The following is a 16,682-nucleotide window of genomic DNA, read 5'->3' on the forward strand; positions in this document are numbered from 1 at the left end:
ACAGGGGCGGCAACAACCAACCAAATAACCAATCCATAAAACAATAAATTGGTATCAATAAAACTTGGCACACTATTGAGTTCTCAAACAACAACCACACCCAGCCAACACACCACACAACCCGCTAAAAACCAGCGAACATTCCATGACGATCAGTGCCGGAGCAACTTTTCAAGCTTACCCGCCCCGCATTCAAAAAGCAAATCCACCAAACAGCGAACCAACCATCAAACACACCACAAAACACCGGCAAAACCGGCACAAAGATCAGGGGGTTTCGCGCCCCCAACAAGGAAGGCAACTCGGAAAACAATACACACAAAAACCAACACACGCAAATCCACCACAAGCCCCTGAGATCCACGGGCTCCTGTTATTCATACCCCGGTCCGGAGCCTGACTTATTGGCGGAGCGAACCTTTCAGACTGTACTTCCGCATGAGAAATTCGCAGAGGCCGGCGATTGCCCAAATAATGACGGTCCCGTAGATCCAAGTCAGGAATCCATCAACCCGGATCCCACCAACGGGGACAGCCGCTACAACCAGCGCCAGCCAGGTCGAAACCAGTGACGCCAGGCCCGCCAACGCTGGCACGTGTCTGCCCGCCCATTTGGCAACGAACCGCTCCAGCAGCAATTGTGCCGCGGTAAATACCACTATGGCTGTGAGGAACCCCCCAATGTGCAGACTGAACCGGGACAACAGGATGTCCGCGAGCAGGATCGCCACTGCGGAACTGCCCAGCTGGACACCAACACGCATCAAGAGTTTCTTCATGGCTGGATTCTATTCCTCCGCCCTGGATTTAGCTGGGCACCTGCACTTGTAAACAGCGGGTATATAGGGAGCGGTCCAGTACGTGCCATCTGGTTGGGCACTTGGATACAATCCGGAAAAACAAAATCCCCGGAGAAACATAAGTTTCACCGGGGATTTTTACAACGTGCGCGAGGGGGGATTTGAACCCCCACGCCCTTTCGGACACTGGCACCTGAAGCCAGCGCGTCTGCCGTTCCGCCACTCGCGCGTTTTTGCTCGTCCCTTGGAAGCGTAAGTTTCATCTTCCAGTGGAACAGCGAGATCAAGCATATAGGACAACAGCCGGTTTTGCCTAAACGGGACACTCCAAGCCCTCCAGATCCTTCCTGAGATGCGGTAATTCCGCGGAATATCAAGGTTTTCGACCCTATGTTGGAAACAGACACCAGACCCTACCAAGGTAGGAAATTTGCCACCACAGAGGGGATCAATAGCTGAATTCAAAGCCGCCGGCAGTAGTATCGAGCTTGAACGGGATAATTCAGCGCCTGGAGTGGCCGCCGTCTAGACCCAACAAATTGCAGCCGGGAACGCACGGAGCTGCAGATTCGCAGCAGCGGAATCCAGAAAGAGAGGTGCGCACGTGGGATTGTTTGACAATGTTGAAAAAGGCATCGAGAAAGCGGTACGCGGCGCCTTCTCCCTTGGATCCAAAACGCTCCAGCCTGTGGAGATGGCAAACGCTTTGCGCAGGGAACTCGACGACAAGGCCATGACGTTGGATGCCGGGCGGACCCTTGCACCCAATGTCTTCAGCATTGAATTGGGGGACACCGATTTTGAACGCGCCCGTTCCTGGGGCGTTACCCTGGCTGAGGAATTGTGCGATGTGGTGATAAACCATGCGCGCAGCCAAGGTTACGTTTTGCAGGGGCCGGTTCGCGTTGCCTTCAACCACCACGAGGTCCTTCGTCCGGGTCAATTTGAGGTGAACTCTTCCACGGAACGGGAGATGAGTTCGCAAGCCGCCCACCAAGCGCCGCCCCGGCCATCTGGACGGCCAGGACATGGCCCCGAGGTGAATGCTGCAGCCCAGCAGGCACCCACTCCCGTTTACAAGCGTCGGACCGCACCCGCTCCATCAGAGCAGGGGCAGGCGGTGTTGGATATTGATGGTCAGCGCTATTCCTTGAACGCGGAGTCCATTGTGCTGGGCCGGTCCTCGGAGGCGGATATTCTTATTGATGACACTGGCGTTTCCCGCAAACATTTGGAAATCCGCAGCGTTGACGGTGTCAGCACCGCAGTGGATCTTGGCTCCACCAACGGCAGTTATGTTGACGGCCATCGTGTCCAGGGCACCGCTGAGCTGCATGACGGATCAAGCATCACCATGGGGCGCACCCAAATAACCTTCCGGATTTTGCCCACACGCGGGAGTGGACGCCGATGAATGACATGAGCTTGGTAGTTACCATCCTGCGTTTTGGGTTCCTTGTGCTTATTTGGATCATGGTCTTTAGCGTGGTGGCTGCCATGCGCCGGGATCTGGTCATAGGGCGCAAGGCAAAGGTGGGGGTACCCACAGCCCGTCAGGCCCGCAAGCACCCCGAACTCGTGGACGAGGCGCCGCCGGCAAAGGTGCAGGCGCGTCAGTTGCTGGTGACTGAAGGCCCTTTGGCCGGCACCACCTTGGACCTGGCTGGTACTCCAATACTGCTTGGCCGAGCCCAGGAAGCCACCCTGGTTCTGGAAGATGATTATGCGTCCGGCCGCCATGCACGTCTATTTCCCCAAGGCACACGTTGGTTCATTGAAGATTTGGGCTCCACCAATGGGACGTTCCTCGGCGGGGCCGCACTGACGCGGGCTTTGCCGGTGGAGCTCGGGGTTCCAGTGCGGATCGGCAAAACGGTCATCGAATTGAGGCCGTAATCATGGCTGAGTTCCCGTTGGTACTGCGCTATGCGGCCAGGTCCCATGTGGGCATGGTGCGTGCCAAGAATGACGACTCCGCCTATGCAGGCGAGTATCTGGCAGTGGTTGCCGACGGCATGGGCGGACACGCCGGCGGCGACGTGGCAAGTGCCTCCACTGTCCTGGACCTGGTTCACCTGGATCACAACCACCACGACGGCGACGCCGGAACCGATTTGGCTGATGAAATTCAAAGCGCCAACTCGCTGCTCTCGGAGTTGGTGCATGTCAATCCCAAACTAGCTGGAATGGGCACCACGGTCACCGCATTGTTGCTCTCGGGAAATCGCTTGGCTTTCGCGCATATTGGTGACTCGCGGGCGTACCGACTCAAGGACGGGATCTTCGAGCAACTCAGCACTGACCACACCTTTGTTCAGCGCATGATCGAAGAGGGCCGCATGACCGAGGCCGAGGCCGAGGTCCATCCGCATAAAAACGTCCTGATGCGTGTGTTGGGTGATGTTGACGCTTCACCGGAACTCGATTTGCAGTACTTTGACGCCAGCCCGGGAGAGCGGTGGCTTCTTTGTTCGGACGGTTTGAATTTCGTTCGTCCAACGATGATTGAGGAGGTCATCCGCAATACCAAATCCTTGGCGAAGGCGGCAGACACCCTTATTGATCTAACCCTCGCAGCCGGCTCGCCTGACAATGTCACGGTGGTGGTCTTTGATGTGGCCGAATCGAAGCCTGATGAAACGTCCACTGCGGCCCTGGAAACGGTGTCGGTTGATCCCTCGGATGAACCCGAGCTGCCACCACTGGAGCAGCCGCGCAGTGACGGCACCGGCTCTCCTCAGATGGCCGCAATGTCCGCGGAAGGGAACGGCAAAAAGGCGGAATTGAAGAAAGTCACAGCCATTGCCTCCCCTTCGGCGGCCTCTTTGACGCAGGCAGACTCCGCCACTGAGGGCGGCAACAGCGACGGCGATGCCACTTCTGCCACTGACGATCCTGACCCCGATGCGCTGGATGCCCATATACGTCAAGACGCGGTGAACAAGGAGTTGGCTGGGCGGAAGCATGAACTTGTGGGAGCTGCCCTGACAGCCAATGCCGAAGGTAAGATACCGCAGTTGGCACAGCGCAAGGCAACCCAGCGGGCAGCCACTGTTTTAACGCACAAACCCTCAAGCCCGGCAATGACCACGGAATCCGACGACGCCGAGGTGTCGCTGCCTCGGCGTCGTCAGCGTCCATGGGTGCTGACCCTTATTGGCATACTCGCGGCATTGGTCATATTTGCAGCTTCCTGGGCCGCGTATGCCTGGACCCAGACACAGTATTACGTGGGGACGACAAATGGCCATGTGGCGATCTATCAAGGAGTCTCCCAGTCGTTGGGACCCATATCCCTCTCCACACTGCATAGGGAGACCGATGTGAAGGTCTCGTCCCTGCCGGACTACTCGCAACAGCTTGTTGCCGGCACCATGGCTGCTGCGTCTCTGGGCGACGCCGAGCAAATCATCAGTGACCTGCAATTGGGCACCGGAACCAGCCTGCCTCCTTGCGAGTTGCTTGAAACAACAGCTCCCTCAGGTTCAGCGGGTGCCAGTCCGTCCCCGAGCGCAGCTCCCAGCGCACGTTCCAGCGCCACCGCAAGCCCATCCGCGGTGGCAAGTTCACCAGCCCAGGCAAGCTGCGTTCCCGGAGGTGGAAGATGAGTCAGCTGTTGACGGTGGCCAAACCACGTCGCAATACCGAGTTGGTGCTTCTGGTTTTGGCCCTGGGCCTTTCAGTGCTGGCCAATGCCCTCGTGAACTTGACCCTGGGCCGGGAGTTCGACAATGACTTTTATACCCAAATTGCCATATTGGCCGGGTTGTCCGTGGCAGTGCATGTTGTCCTGCGCCTCAAAGCCAAACATGCCGATCCGGTAATACTTCCCGTGGTGGTGGCCTTGAACGGTTTGGGTTTGACTGTCATCCATCGCTTGGACATTTCCTCAGGGGATACTGCTGCCACCCGGCAGTGGATGTGGACCAGCCTGGCCGTGCTCGCAGCGGTTGTTGTGTTGTGGTTCCTTCGGGACCACCGCATCCTGCGTCGCTACACATACATATCGCTCCTGGTCTCTGTTGTGCTGTTGGTGCTTCCACTGGTCCCGGGCATCTCCGCCGGCAATGTCAATGGCGCCACGGTCTGGATTGCTCTGGGTCCCTTCACTTTCCAGCCAGGTGAAATTGCAAAAATCACCCTGGCCATCTTCTTTGCCGGTTACCTTTCCTCGAATCGCGACTTGATTCTGTTGGCTGGCAAGCGCATTGGCCGGCTGCAGTTGCCGCGCAGCAGGGATTTGGCACCCATGATCGTTGCTTGGCTGGCGAGTGTGGGGGTGCTGATCTTCCAGCGCGATTTGGGCTCTTCCATCTTGTTTTTTGGCCTGTTCATGGTCATGATCTACGTGGCCACCAGCCGCGTCAGCTGGATCTTGATTGGAATCGGACTTATTGCCGTCGGTGGTGTGGCCGCCTACCAAATCTTCCCCCACGTATCCCGCCGCATTGATGTTTGGGTCAATGCCTTTGATCCTGAGTACATTGGGGCGCCCTTTGGCAGCTTTCAAGTGGTGGAGGGATTGTTTGGCCTGGCCAACGGTGGACTGATGGGTACGGGGCTCGGCCAAGGCTCACCGGACGCCCTGCCGGTAGCCAACAGTGACATGATTGTTGCCGTCATTGGCGAGGAAATTGGTCTGGTGGGGCTGTTCGCTGTGCTGTGCCTTTATGCCTTGCTGGTGGCCCGCGGTTTCCGCGCCGCACTTGGCACGCGGGATGCCTTCGGCAAATTGTTGGCAGTGGGTTTGGCATTCGCCATTGCGCTGCAGTGCTTTGTGATCATTGGCGGGGTTACCCGCCTTATTCCGCTCACTGGCCTGACAACGCCCTTTTTGGCCGCGGGCGGCTCCTCGCTGTTGGCCAACTGGATCATCGTGGCTTTGCTGCTGAAGATTTCCGACGCCGCCCGGCGCCCCCTTGACGTCTCGCAGACCTCCGCACCTTCCAACCCTGAAGTTTCGGCCGAAGAGGCGGAGACGTCCCCCACGCAGAAGGAGGCAGTACAGTGAACCAAGCCATCCGCAATTCTTGGTTGGTTGCCATTGCCCTGTTCGCGTTGCTTTTCGGTTCCGTCAGCTACGTGCAGTTCTTTGCCGCCGAATCGCTCAATGACAATCCGCAGAACAAGCGCCAGCTGCTCGCGACCTTTTGTGCCGAGCGCGGGGCAATTCTTGTCGATGGCAAGGCCATCGCCGAGTCCGTGCCCTCCACCACCGATTGCAAATACCTGCGGACGTACAACGATCCGCAGCTCTACGCCGGGCTTACTGGATTCTTCAGTAAATTCGGGGGGCAGTACGGGCTCGAAGCCATTATGCGCGATGAATTGACCGGCAACTCCGATGACGCGCTCTTTGACCGCATTGCCCAGACCTTCACCGGTGCCAAATCCCAGGGCCGGTCGGTGGAGCTGACCTTGGACTCGACGGTGCAGCAGATGGCCTATGACATGATTCCCGACGGCGTGGGTGGCTCCATCGTGGCCATGAACCCCAAGACCGGCGCCATCATAGCCATGGCCTCCAAGCCCTCGTATGACACCAACTTGCTGGCTACCCATGACCCGGACGTTTTCAACGCCTCAATGACGGACATTGCGGCGATGCCGGGCATTAACCTACGCGGCTCCGCGGCCTACACGCAGCTCTATGCCCCGGGTTCGGTTTTCAAAATCATTGATACCGCAGCCGCCCTCGAGTCCGGAAAGTACAATAAGGACAGTGTGCTGCCAAACCCTGCGGAGCTTTCCTTCCCGGGAATAAGTTACACGCTGCCGAACTACGCTTATGGCCAGTGCTACACGCGCAACGAAGCGTCTTTTGCCTTTGCTCTGGAGAATTCCTGCAACACACCCTTTGCCAGCATTGCCTTGGACCTCGGGCAGGATTCCCTTACTGCCGCGGCGGAGAAATTTGGGTTCAATGATTCCTCGCTGCGTTTCCCTGATGTGGTGGAGGACAGCCGCTTCCCTGGCAGCCAAGGGGTGCTGGATGATCCGGCCTTGGCTCAAAGCGCCATTGGTCAACGTGACGTTTTGGCCACCCCCCTGCAGGTGGCGATGATGACGGCGGCCATTGCCAATGACGGTGTCCAAATGGCACCGAACCTTGTGGAAACTGTACGCTCCGCTGAGCTGAAGACGGTTTCCACCTTGGAACCTGAAATCCTGCGCCAGTCGACGACGCCGGAAGTGGCGGCACAAATCACGGACTGGATGGTCAGCGTGGTGGACAACGGCATTGGGTCCGCCGCAGCCGTGCCCGGAGTCAAGGTTGCTGCCAAGACTGGAACTGCGGAACTCGGGCAACTCGACGATTTTGGCAACAGCTTGAACAATTCGTGGTTTACCGGTTTCGCACCGGCGGACGATCCAGAGGTAGTGATCACCATAGTGATGCCAAAGGTTGATGTGGCCACGGGCGCACAACTTACCAGTCCCAATGCAAGCAAACTCTTCAAGGCGGTGTTGAACAAGTGAGGCCTATTTCTGGAATCACCTTAGGCGGCAGATACAAACTCACATCACGCATTGCCATTGGCGGCATGGGCGAGGTGTGGAAGGCGCAGGATTTGGTCCTGGGCCGAATTGTAGCCATTAAAATCCTCAAGGATGAATACACAGGAGATCCGGGCTTCCGTGCCCGTTTCCGTGCTGAGGCCAAACACACTGCCCTGTTGAACCATGAGGGGATCGCCAACGTTTTTGATTACGGCGAGGAGGACGGCTCGGCCTATCTGGTCATGGAGTTGGTTCCTGGGGAACCTTTGTCAGCCAAGATTGAACGCGAGCACGTGCTGTCCGCTGATTGGACGCTGTCCATGATCGCCCAAACCGCCCGGGCCTTGGCGGTGGCCCACGCACAAGGTTTGGTCCACCGGGACGTCAAGCCTGGAAATTTGCTGATCACGCCCACCGGTAAAGTAAAAATCACCGATTTTGGCATTGCCCGGTTGGCGGATCAGGTTCCACTGACGCAAACAGGCCAGGTCATGGGCACAGCACAATACCTGGCCCCTGAGCAGGCCACCGGTCAGGTCGCCACCGGCTCCAGTGACATATATGCCTTGGGCGTCATCGGCTATGAGTGCATTACCGGCCACCGGCCCTTCTCCGGCGAGTCACAGATAGCCATCGCCTTGGCCCAGGTCAATGACGCGCCACCGCCGCTGCCGGACACCCTGCCCACGCCCGTTCGCGCACTGCTGATGTCGATGTTGGCGAAGGAACCCATCAACCGGCCGGCCAATGCTTTGAAGCTTGCTGAGGCAGCCGAGGCCATTCGTGCCGGTGACACCAAGGCCGCCCATGCAGCCGTGCCCGGAATGCTGTTGTTCGAGGCCACCACCGGACCCATTACGGCACCAGTGGACATCAACGCCACCGCTCCCACGTCCGTGGTGGGACACGTCTCGGAGCCCAGCACCACGGCGCTGCCCACGGTGATCAACGAGACCCAGGCCGAAGCTGCCGGACAGACCCGCTCGGAGATCCTTGGTGCCGAAAGGGCATGGCATGCCGAGCAGGACGGTGCGGACGCCGAAGACAGCGAGTACGTGGAGGAGGATGGGCAGTCTCCCGCCCGGAAACGCCGCAGTCCCTGGACGTGGCCTCTGGTGGGTCTAATTGTGCTCCTGCTTTTCGCGCTGGCCGCCCTGCTGCTGCAAAACACCGGATTCTTTGGTGGGGATGATTCACCCACGGAAAGCAAGGCCCCCGTCACCGCGAGCCGGACATCGTCGCCCCCACCCACCACCACGCAGGCCCCGGTGCCCACAACCCCGGCTCCGGAACCCACGCCGGTGGAGCCGGAAACCGTCAGCGTCATTGGCAGCGAACTAAACGGCCAAACCTTTGAGTTCGTCAGTGCCAGGTTGGTGGAATTGGGTTTGGTGCCCAACCGCGTGGATGAATTTAGTGACAGCGTTCCGGCAGGAAGCGTCATCTCGGTCAGTCCCACGGGGGAACAGGAAGTTGGTTCCACCATCACCGTCACTGTTTCCCAGGGGCCCGAAGTCACTGAAGCCCCAACGGCAGCCGTTCCCTCTTCGGCGGGCCAGGAAGGCAATGCCTATGACGCGGCACTGGTGGCGGCGGGGTTCATTCCCGCCAGGGTTGAAGAACCGTCCTCGACAGTTCCCGAGGGCCAAGTGATACGGACCAATCCAACCGCTGGCACGCAGCTGGAAAAGAGCAGCGTCGTCAGCTATGTCGTCTCCCTGGGCCCGGAGGTGCAGGCAACAACAGCGCCTCCGGCAGCGGTCGTGACACCGTAAAAGCTCGTTTTCATTCCCCATTTGACTCATCCACCGCTGAAAGGACAACAGGTAACCATGAGTGTCCCGCGTGTCCTTAATGACAGGTATGAGATTGGTGATCTGTTGGGCCGCGGCGGCATGGCCGACGTCTACAAGGCCCATGACATCCGCCTGGGCCGGACGGTCGCGATCAAGCTGCTGCGCGCAGATGTGGCCCGTGACTCGCATCTGCAGGCCCGTTTTCGCCGTGAGGCACAAGCCGTCGCTGGATTGAACTTCCCCTCCATTGTGGCTGTCTACGATACCGGTGAGCACATCTCGGGTGATCCCGGCCGGGATTATGCGCACCTGCCCTACATCGTCATGGAGTACGTCCATGGCAAGACCCTGCGTGAATTGATCCGTGCCAAGTCAATCTCCACCGAGCAGGCCATTGAGTATTCCATGGGCGTCCTGGCCGCCTTGGACTACAGCCACCGGGCAGGAATAGTCCACCGCGACATTAAGCCCGCCAATGTCATGGTGACGGAGGACGCTGACGGCGTTTTGAGTCAAATCAAAGTCATGGACTTTGGCATAGCCCGTTCCATTGCCGACTCTGCGGCAACCATGACCCAAACCCAAACAGTCATGGGGACCGCCCAATACCTGTCTCCCGAGCAGGCGCGGGGCGAAAGCGTGGACGCGCGCAGTGATCTGTACTCCGCCGCATGCCTGCTGTACGAAATGCTGGCTGGCAGGCCACCCTTTGTCGGCGACTCACCCGTTTCCGTGGCCTACCAGCATGTTCGTGAGCTGCCCCCGCCACCAAGCACCTTCAACCCGACTTTGGACCCTGCCCTGGATTCCCTGCTGCTGCGCGCCCTGCAAAAGGACCGCAACCACCGCTTCCAGGATGCCCTGTCGTTCCGTCGGGCTGTCCGCGCGGCAGGAGTCGGCATTGCCCCATCTGCGGGTGGGGCACGTGATGCGGAACAGGACGTGGATGCAACCACGCTGGTACCTGTCACCGCAGCTGCCTCGCCACTGACCGGGACGCCCATTCCCGACGGCGGCCCGGCCACCCGCGCGATGGCCAAGGTCATGGCCGGAGGTGCGCTGACCACTGAGGACAGCTACGACCACAGGGAACAACCGGGGGAGGTGCTTCCCGCTGTCAAGCGGCGCAGACGCGCCTGGATGACAACCTTGTTTGTCCTTGTCGGCTTGATCCTCGGTGGCGGGGCGCTTATTGCCTACAACTTGATGAATGCCCCGGCCGAGGTGGTTCAAAGTGAACCCGTTCCGGAAGTGGCCGGTTTGGCGCATCAACTTGCCCTGACCCGGCTCGAGGCGGCCGGCTTATTGCACAGCAGCACCGAGGAGTTCTCGGAGACCGTGGCCGAGGGGATGGTCATCCGTTCCGATCCGCCCTCGGGTTCACCCGCGGAACGTGGCACCACCGTGCATTTGTTTGTCTCAAAAGGCTCTTCCGAGGTGCTGATTCCGGCCAATTTGGCGGGCCGGACTGAAGCGGAGGTACGCCAGGACCTCCTGGACCTGGGACTGCTGATCAGCAGTCCCAACAGCATGGTCAATGATGGCAACGTGCCCGCCAACCGGGTAGTGAGCACAGACCCGGCCCCCGGGGAAAAGGTTGCGGTGGGCACAAGCGTGACCCTGCGCATCTCCACCGGCCAAGTGGAGATGCCGTCGCTGTTCGATCTGACCGAGGACCCCAGCCAAGTGAAGCAAACCGTGACTGCGGCCTTGAAGGAGCTTTCCCCTTCTCTTAGCGTCACCTTTGAAGAGACCGAAAACTCTGTGGTCGCCCCGGGGACCGTCACCGCGCAGTCCATCCCTGCCGGTTCGGCAGTGCCTCAGGGGTCAACGGTGGTGGTGACCTTGGCGAAGGCGCCTCCGGTCAGCACCGTATCTCCCACCCCCAACGAAGAGGACAATGAAAGCCCGGCGAGCAATCCTTCGGAGGAAAAAAGCAAAAACCAGGGAAACAACTCAGCCAAAAACCAGCCTGCCCAAAACCCGGGCCGCAATAAAGATTAGCGCGCCGGTTGCCTAGCTGTTGATAAGCGGGCTTAAGGTCGCTGCATGGGCAGCCGCGCCGCTGAGGCCAAGGGATTCAAGCCAGTTGCCCAACATGGTGTACCCACCCTCGGTGAGAACGGACTCCGGGTGGAATTGAACCCCGCACAGTGGTGCGGTCCTATGCGCAAGACCCATGACGACGCCGTCGGACGTTTCAGCCGTCACCTCAAGCACTGCGGGAATGCTTACCGGAACCGCCGAAAGCGAATGGTAGCGGGTGGCAGTGAGAGGGCTGGGCAGTCCCGCGAACACGCTCCCCCCATGGTGGAGCACTTCACTGGTTTTCCCATGCATCAGCTCCTCGGCATGGGTCACGATCCCGCCGTAGGCCTCGGCCAACGCTTGGTGCCCCAGACAGACGCCCAACATGTGTTTACTGTTCCCACCGCACCACTTGATGAGGTCAATGCATACTCCGGCCTCCGCCGGCGTGCCCGGACCGGGAGAGATCAAAACCCCATCCCTCGCCTCGGCGAGCTCAATGGCCTCAGTCAAAGTGACATCGTCATTGCGCACCACAGTCGTTTCCGCGCCGAGCTGCTGCAGATAACCCACCAAGGTATAGACAAAACTGTCGTAGTTGTCGATGACAAGAATTCGTGTGGCCATGTCAGGAACCGCCAATCGTGGAGTCATTGAGTGGGTTGAATTGGGAGAGCCAGGGGAAAACAAACTGCATCAGCACCACTATGGCTGCGGCAATGAATAAAACCGCTGTCATGACCCGCAGCCACAGGGGTCCGGGCAAGTGTCTAAAAATCCAGCCGTACATACTCAGCCCTTCTGGTTCTGGTTGGCGGCAACCTGCTCGGCAATGGCCGCCGGCGGTCCAGCACTCGCCGGTTGCCAGGATTCCAAAACGGAATAGGCAATGATGCGCTCTTCCGCCCCAAAGCGCGGGTTGCAACTGGTCAAGGTGAGGAACCGTTCGGTCGGGACAGCGTCTTCCTGGGTTGGCACCGGCAACAGGACATCCGCCCGATTTGGCAGAACTATTTGATTGTTGCGGAACACATAGGTGTAATAGCCGTCTTTGGTTTGAATGTAGATTTTATCGCCGGGGACCAAGGTGTGGATTGAATCCAAAACGGCACCGTGGGTTTGCCGGTGGCCGGCAACAGCAAAGTTTCCAACCCCTCCAGGCATTGTGGAACTGTCATACCTGCCAAGGCCCAGCGTATCCAACTGCGCCTGCCCAACACCCTCAACCAAGGGGCGGCTGTATTGCGCACCAAAGCGGGGAATGAAGGCCACACCAAAGACCGTGCTGGGTGCTTCAGGAGCAGCCATCACAACAGGGTCCCCGTAATCAGCGGGCTCTGCGGGTGTTTGGGGGGTCACCGGACCTTGAAACTCTTGTGCAAATTGTGAGACGGCTTCTTGTTGGGCGTTGTTGGACTCAATATTGGTCCACCACAGCTCCCATGCCACAAAAAGCAGCAGAACAATCCCGGCAGTAATAAGCAGTTCACCAAAAACCTGAATTACCGTGCGTAAAAAGCCTTGTTTGGGCCGCTGTGTGGTGCGTCCCCGTTCAGACCGCCGGCGAGGTGCACGCAACGCCTCGTCAGGGGAGAGCAGTTCATCAACGCCAGTGGCAGAATCGAGCTGATCTCGCGATTGAACCACGCGGTTCTCCTGACTGAAGTGGGGCGGTCATGTCATGCAATCTATGGCTGGATCAAATGCAGCTAGAATTACGTCAACAGTACCGGCAGTTTACCGGCCCAGAACAATTTGCCCTGCTTAACCACTGGCAACAGATGGCCGGTCCGCCATCAAATTGGCCGCTCGCGCGGCCGCAATCTAGGAGCTCCTGTGCCCGAGTCAAAGTCGCGTCGCCGCCCCACCAAGGTTCCTGCCGAAGTTCCCGTCAGCCAGGTTCAAAAGCCCAACGCGGCATGGTTTGTTCCCGTGATGGTCACCTTGATGCTGTTGGGTTTGGCCTGGATCATTACGTATTACATCTCCGACGGCGCCTTCCCCATCCCGGACATTGGCAATTGGAACATCGGCATTGGCTTTGGCATTGCCCTGGCCGGCTTCATGATGACCACCCGCTGGCGAAGCTAGTCTTCCAAGGTTTCTTTTCCTGCCGTGCCCTGGTCTTTGTCCACGTAACTGCCGTGCGGCTCTGATGCATGGTGTCCCGAGGCTGCTCCCGCCCGGCCATAGTCCGCTTGCACGAAGCTTCCTTCGTCGTCATCCTCCCGGGCCGGGACCACACCTACAGAACCATAGTCCCCTTCCGTAAATTGTCCTTCTGGATCCGTTTGCTCCCGTGAATCCTCAGTGCCGGCCTTGCCGTACTGGCCTTCAACATATTGCCCCCGTTCGTTTTCCACTGCCTCGCCGGCTACGTGTTCCTGTGCCTGCGTCCCGGGGTTTTCGTGACTTGTCATAGTATGTGCTGCCTTCCTCTTGTTCGCGGCCGACAGTTTTTTGGGGGCTGCCGCGCCGCTTTCCAGTCTAGGTCCAGCTCAGCCCGCGGGATAGGGAACAGCGGTGGGGTTTGGGCTAAGACAAATCAGCGGAAGCGGTGATTTTTGTTGCTTCCTGGTCCATCAGGGCTGCAAGCTGCTCCCGCGATTGGATGTCCAACTTGATGAAGGTGCGGTACAGGTGGCCTTCCACTGTCCGCAGGGAGACCTGCAGTCTTGCCGCAATGGAGTTGTTGGATTCGCCCTGGGCGACCAGCAGGGCAATTTGATGTTCGCGCCTGGTCATTTTGGGCTGGTCAATGGAGTGAAAAACCGGCGACACCAGTCCTGGCATGCGATCACGCATGGCCTCAACCTTGCTGGCGGTCCTGCGGCTTTTTTGCACCTTCCCGCCAGCATGAAACTTTTTCAGCGCATGTGTGGCCAGCTCCACGGCGAGAAGTTCAAAACCGTAATCCATGGCCATTCCACTGGCGTGGTCAAGTTCGGCCGGATCCTGCGTCCGCAGGGCAGCGGACCAATGGACAAAGAATTCCTTGCCCGAGGAATCCAACAACTGTGCGACCTCGGCGAGTCTGCCCATTGCCGCAACATCGCCCACACGCACCATTAAGGACAGCACTGTCAGCTCAATGCCTAGGTAGCCGTTGCTCAGACATTGCCGTTGCAAGGCACGCAGCCGCGTCATGCCCTGTTCTGATTGTCCTGTCATGAATTGTGCGGCGGCGGCATAGGCAGCCGCTTCCAAGGCGTAAAATTTTGCACTGCGGCGGGTGAGGTTCTCCAACAGGGCAAGGGAACTTTGCGATCCCACTACATCGCCGCGCATAACCTGACAATAGGCCTTCAAACTTAACGCTGTGGACATCACCGACCAGGGGTCGTAGTCATTGAGTGCCCCCACGGCGGATTCCAGGGCTGAAAGGGCCTGTTCAATATGGCCGCGCCGGCAATGCATCATGGCCGCTGCAAGGTCCCGAAGTCCCCCGGCGTAAAGCAGCAAATCAGGATTGACGAATGTTGCAGGGTCCAGGGCCAAGCGCACGTGTTCCCACGCGCCGTCGTAAATGTACGCTGCCACGGCCCGGGAATAAGCAAGAATGGCAATGTCCGGCCGGGGAAAGCCTCCGGGGCGCTCCAAACCGCCTATGACTTCATCCGCAAGCTTGACAGCTTTGCTCATTTGACCTGTGGCCCGGTAAATTTCGCACAAAAGGGACTTTAATAAAACTTGATCGGTGACGCTTTCGGCCAGCGGATGTCTTAGCAGTGTCTCGATTTTTTCGCAGGTACCGGCAATATTGCCCACCGAAACTTCACTCAGTGCCAGAACAGTGTGGACGTCAATGTCCACCCGGTCAAATATGTTGTCCACCTCAGCCAGTCCAAATCGGTTGGCATATTCGGACCGGGATTTCGCGAAGTGAGCCTCGTAGTTCGGGTCGGATGAGTAGCTCAAATGAATGGCATGGAGGGCCTGCGCCCCGGCTGCAGGCGTCGCAGCCGCCTCCAGGGCTCTTTGAGCAAGCCGCTGCGCTTCAGCCGGTAGGTTGCAATTCAAGTGGGCAATTGCACGCTGGGTCAGGAAGAAGGAGGCCTTTTCCTGGCTTGGCTTGTTGACGGTGAGCCGCAGTGCTTCATGTGGGCGCATCAGCCTGTTGGCCCATACCGCTGCCTGCAGAAGACGTTCTTCCGTCACAGGTAGACCACAACCCAATGACCAGCGCGTGAAGTTGATAAGGCTGTTGGGAAGTTGCTGGACGTCCTCGGGAACCAGATGATTCACTTGGGCAAAAAATTGCCGGCTGCGCCCCACCGGGACCATGGCCCGGATGGGTGGCGCCGTTGCCGCACGCGCCAATTGGATGGTCAAGTGGGTTCCCGGAATCAAGGCCACCACATCCCGTTTCTGCAGATCGTCGATGGTCTGGGGGCCGGAAAGGCCCAGCACAACATCTACGGGCAGCGGTCCGGCCAAGGCCAGAATCTCAACCACCATGCGGGATTCGGGGGGTAAATGCTCCAACTCCATGCGTAGAAGTTCCTGTGACTCTTGGCTCAAGCTGTCCGCGGGATGATTCAGAACCCAGACACCGTTGATTTCCTGCAGCGATCCCTCTTCGCGTGCACCCTCAATTAAGCCTTGGAGCACCAGGGGGTTTCCGGCCGATCTGCTCGTCAAGTATTCAATGGTGGCACCTGCAACCCTGCCACCAAGAAATTCCTCTAGGTATAAACGCACGTCATGGGTCTGCAGGGGTGACAACTCAAAGCGGGTCAAATAACCGTCCCGCCACAACTGCCGAAGACTGCCCTGGTAGTTCCCTGGCTGATCCACCAGAATTAATTTTGCCTCAGTGGACAAGACCACCTGCAAGATGACGGCAGCACTCTCGTCATCCAAATACTGGGCGTTGTCCACCAGAAGATAAACGGAACGTGAGCTGTGGTTTGCTTCCTCAATTTGTTCCAGCAGTCCGTTGAGGACTTCATAGTATTGACTGCTGCGCAGTAGATTCGAACCGACCCTGGCATTGACCGTCCCGAACGGAATGGCCGCCAAAGCCTTGCTGGCGGTCAAACGGAGGGTGAATGCATCGGGGCCAAGTGCGGAGATGATTTGACCCAGCATCCAGGTCTTTCCCGTACCGGGCGAGCCCACAATGAGCACGCCCCGGGTGGAGCTCCCTAATAACTGCTCCACGATTTTCTTTACACTCGCGCGGCGGGCCACACGACCTCATTTCCCCAAATGAAATTCCAACGACAAGGCCCGGCTTCCGTCACCCAGCTTCCATGGATGGCTAAATCCGGATGGACCAGAATTGTCCTCAGTCTACGGACGTAGCGGCATCTGTGTCGATGTCGGATCCCTTTCCCGCGGAAAAGGGACATGGAAGTGAACCCCCGCTGCCTCTGACGGGAATACTACAGCCTTAACTACGGGCCCAATGGCCGGATTTCTTGGCAGGCAGCTTCCTGGTTTGCTGGCAGCCTGCATGCAAAAACCATCGACACATGTCCAGGCATCGAGCGTCCAGTCATGAACGGGTGGACCTCATTTTGCTGGGACAGCCGGCACAACTGAGACAGTGGCA

At 58.6% G+C, this 16,682-nt stretch carries 13 protein-coding genes and 1 tRNA gene; 8 read left to right on the forward strand and 6 right to left on the reverse strand.

The genetic code is table 11. From position 1 onward, the window contains the following. Nucleotides 1-401: 401 nt before the first annotated feature. Both ACFUCV_RS13705 and ACFUCV_RS13710 read right to left on the reverse strand, forming a co-directional pair. A complete protein-coding gene (locus tag ACFUCV_RS13705; RefSeq protein ID WP_380816651.1) occupies nucleotides 402-779 on the reverse strand; it encodes a hypothetical protein in 378 nt (125 codons plus the stop codon). Nucleotides 780-946: 167 nt separating this feature from the next. After that, a tRNA-Leu gene (locus ACFUCV_RS13710) sits at nucleotides 947-1,029 on the reverse strand. Between the two features lie 375 nt (nucleotides 1,030-1,404). On the opposite strand from ACFUCV_RS13710, the gene ACFUCV_RS13715 reads away from it, so the two are divergent. Genes ACFUCV_RS13715 through pknB form a run of 7 tightly spaced genes read left to right on the forward strand, consistent with a single transcriptional unit; the run spans nucleotide 1,405 to nucleotide 11,101 of the window. Further along, on the forward strand, nucleotides 1,405-2,214 hold the full coding sequence (locus ACFUCV_RS13715; RefSeq protein WP_380816653.1) for an FhaA domain-containing protein: 810 nt from the start codon (nucleotides 1,405-1,407) through the stop codon (nucleotides 2,212-2,214). Continuing rightward, nucleotides 2,211-2,696 carry an FHA domain-containing protein gene (locus tag ACFUCV_RS13720; protein WP_380816655.1) on the forward strand — a complete coding sequence of 162 codons (486 nt, stop codon included), beginning with the start codon at nucleotides 2,211-2,213 and terminating at the stop codon, nucleotides 2,694-2,696. The genes ACFUCV_RS13715 and ACFUCV_RS13720 overlap by 4 nt, the downstream gene beginning before the upstream one ends. Before the next feature lie 2 nt (nucleotides 2,697-2,698). Continuing rightward, complete coding sequence (locus tag ACFUCV_RS13725) at nucleotides 2,699-4,408, forward strand: PP2C family protein-serine/threonine phosphatase (protein ID WP_380816657.1); 1,710 nt, start codon at nucleotides 2,699-2,701, stop codon at nucleotides 4,406-4,408. Further along, nucleotides 4,405-5,811 (forward strand): FtsW/RodA/SpoVE family cell cycle protein, encoded by a 1,407-nt coding sequence (locus ACFUCV_RS13730; protein ID WP_380816660.1) that lies wholly within the window; start codon nucleotides 4,405-4,407, stop codon nucleotides 5,809-5,811. The genes ACFUCV_RS13725 and ACFUCV_RS13730 overlap by 4 nt, the downstream gene beginning before the upstream one ends. Next, nucleotides 5,808-7,280, forward strand: coding sequence for a penicillin-binding transpeptidase domain-containing protein (locus ACFUCV_RS13735; RefSeq protein ID WP_380816662.1), 1,473 nt, complete (start codon nucleotides 5,808-5,810; stop codon nucleotides 7,278-7,280). Before ACFUCV_RS13730 ends, ACFUCV_RS13735 begins: the two co-directional genes overlap by 4 nt. After that, the gene (locus ACFUCV_RS13740) at nucleotides 7,277-9,076 is read left to right on the forward strand and encodes a protein kinase (RefSeq protein ID WP_380816664.1); all 1,800 of its coding nucleotides are present in this window, start codon (nucleotides 7,277-7,279) and stop codon (nucleotides 9,074-9,076) included. Before ACFUCV_RS13735 ends, ACFUCV_RS13740 begins: the two co-directional genes overlap by 4 nt. A gap of 57 nt (nucleotides 9,077-9,133) precedes the next feature. Next, the gene (gene pknB, locus ACFUCV_RS13745; protein WP_380816667.1) at nucleotides 9,134-11,101 is read left to right on the forward strand and encodes a Stk1 family PASTA domain-containing Ser/Thr kinase; all 1,968 of its coding nucleotides are present in this window, start codon (nucleotides 9,134-9,136) and stop codon (nucleotides 11,099-11,101) included. 12 nt (nucleotides 11,102-11,113) lie between these two features. Here the strand turns inward: pknB and ACFUCV_RS13750 are convergent, their stop codons facing one another. Together ACFUCV_RS13750 and ACFUCV_RS13755 are read right to left on the reverse strand one after the other, a co-directional pair. After that, nucleotides 11,114-11,752 carry an anthranilate synthase component II gene (locus tag ACFUCV_RS13750; RefSeq protein ID WP_380816669.1) on the reverse strand — a complete coding sequence of 213 codons (639 nt, stop codon included), beginning with the start codon at nucleotides 11,750-11,752 and terminating at the stop codon, nucleotides 11,114-11,116. Nucleotides 11,753-11,917: 165 nt separating this feature from the next. Beyond that, the gene (locus tag ACFUCV_RS13755; RefSeq protein ID WP_380816718.1) at nucleotides 11,918-12,628 is read right to left on the reverse strand and encodes a class E sortase; all 711 of its coding nucleotides are present in this window, start codon (nucleotides 12,626-12,628) and stop codon (nucleotides 11,918-11,920) included. A 333-nt stretch (nucleotides 12,629-12,961) separates the two neighbouring features. On the opposite strand from ACFUCV_RS13755, the gene ACFUCV_RS13760 reads away from it, so the two are divergent. Next, the gene (locus ACFUCV_RS13760) at nucleotides 12,962-13,216 is read left to right on the forward strand and encodes a cell division protein CrgA (RefSeq protein ID WP_380816671.1); all 255 of its coding nucleotides are present in this window, start codon (nucleotides 12,962-12,964) and stop codon (nucleotides 13,214-13,216) included. Here the strand turns inward: ACFUCV_RS13760 and ACFUCV_RS13765 are convergent. Both ACFUCV_RS13765 and ACFUCV_RS13770 read right to left on the reverse strand, forming a co-directional pair. After that, nucleotides 13,213-13,545: a hypothetical protein gene (locus ACFUCV_RS13765; protein ID WP_380816672.1), complete on the reverse strand. Its 333-nt coding sequence runs from the start codon at nucleotides 13,543-13,545 to the stop codon at nucleotides 13,213-13,215. The genes ACFUCV_RS13760 and ACFUCV_RS13765 overlap by 4 nt on opposite strands. Nucleotides 13,546-13,660: 115 nt before the next feature. Then, complete coding sequence (locus tag ACFUCV_RS13770) at nucleotides 13,661-16,288, reverse strand: LuxR C-terminal-related transcriptional regulator (protein WP_380816674.1); 2,628 nt, start codon at nucleotides 16,286-16,288, stop codon at nucleotides 13,661-13,663. Nucleotides 16,289-16,682: the final 394 nt, after the last annotated feature.

Source organism: Specibacter sp. NPDC057265 (assembly GCF_042668835.1).
GTDB lineage: Bacteria > Actinomycetota > Actinomycetes > Actinomycetales > Micrococcaceae > Specibacter.

What these genes read in the sequence shown, in the direction of transcription:
- ACFUCV_RS13705 (WP_380816651.1), bottom strand. Translation starts at nt 779, where the DNA reads ATGAAGAAACTCTTGATGCGTGTTGGTGTCCAGCTGGGCAGTTCCGCA.
- ACFUCV_RS13720 (WP_380816655.1), top strand. Translation starts at nt 2,211, where the DNA reads ATGAATGACATGAGCTTGGTAGTTACCATCCTGCGTTTTGGGTTCCTT.
- ACFUCV_RS13725 (WP_380816657.1), top strand. Translation starts at nt 2,699, where the DNA reads ATGGCTGAGTTCCCGTTGGTACTGCGCTATGCGGCCAGGTCCCATGTG.
- ACFUCV_RS13730 (WP_380816660.1), top strand. Translation starts at nt 4,405, where the DNA reads ATGAGTCAGCTGTTGACGGTGGCCAAACCACGTCGCAATACCGAGTTG.
- pknB (WP_380816667.1), top strand. Translation starts at nt 9,134, where the DNA reads ATGAGTGTCCCGCGTGTCCTTAATGACAGGTATGAGATTGGTGATCTG.
- ACFUCV_RS13750 (WP_380816669.1), bottom strand. Translation starts at nt 11,752, where the DNA reads ATGGCCACACGAATTCTTGTCATCGACAACTACGACAGTTTTGTCTAT.
- ACFUCV_RS13765 (WP_380816672.1), bottom strand. Translation starts at nt 13,545, where the DNA reads ATGACAAGTCACGAAAACCCCGGGACGCAGGCACAGGAACACGTAGCC.